At 59.7% G+C, this 818-nt stretch carries 1 protein-coding gene; it reads right to left on the minus strand.

Annotation, left to right across the window (positions count from 1 at the left end; all coding sequences use genetic code 11):
- Nucleotides 1-818: cell wall-binding repeat-containing protein (locus VCU37_RS09315; RefSeq protein WP_336250375.1), on the minus strand; the 818-nt coding region annotated here is incomplete at both ends.

Consider the following 818-nt stretch of genomic DNA (forward strand, 5'->3'; position numbering starts at 1 on the left):
CCACAGATCACGCGGGTTGGGGGTTTACGAGTCGCACCCGGCGCTAACCACGTCGCCGTCTCAGGCAATAAGGCATCCTTACCACTCAACACCACCGGCAACTCATAGCGCTTGGCAAACAACGCCGCAGGAAACGCATCCGTCCACGCATCCTCATGCTCACCATTAACCACAAGCGCCGACTCAGCCTCACCCGCATTCCAATACCCAAGCGCATTCGCAATCCTCACCGCCGTCTGCGCCCGGTTATCACCCGCAATCCGCGTCGTCACAATACCCATCGCACGCAACGCCACCTCAACTTGCGGACTCACCGCATCCGACGACCCAATAATCGTCATCCGACGAATCTTGCTCGACACCAAATACGCCCGCAACGACTCAGTCAACACCCCCGACTCCGTCAAGAACACCGGCCGCTGCGTCCGCGCCGCAAACGCACCACCCCCAAGCGCATCCGCAAACGCCTGCGTCCCAGACCCCCAATCAGACGCATACGCCCGCGCCAACACACCCTCAACCGCACCCGGCGCATGCACCCGGGCCGCATCAATCGCCGTCTCAATACGCGTCGGCCCATGCACCCGACTCACATTCCAACCAAGCCGCTCCAACTCAGCCTCAACCACAACACTTTGCGCAACCGGCCCACCCAGCAAAATCACCTGCTCAGGCTGCAACCGATCAAGATTCTGCTTCGTCCGATCAGAAAGACGATCAACCGGGTTCAACAACAACGGCGCATCCAACATGCCCTGCAACCCACCAGACGACAAGCTATCCGCAAACACATTGTCACGCCCAATCAACACAATCCG

Origin of the sequence: Stomatohabitans albus (genome assembly GCF_036336025.1) — a bacterium.
GTDB lineage: Bacteria > Actinomycetota > Nitriliruptoria > Euzebyales > Euzebyaceae > Stomatohabitans > Stomatohabitans albus.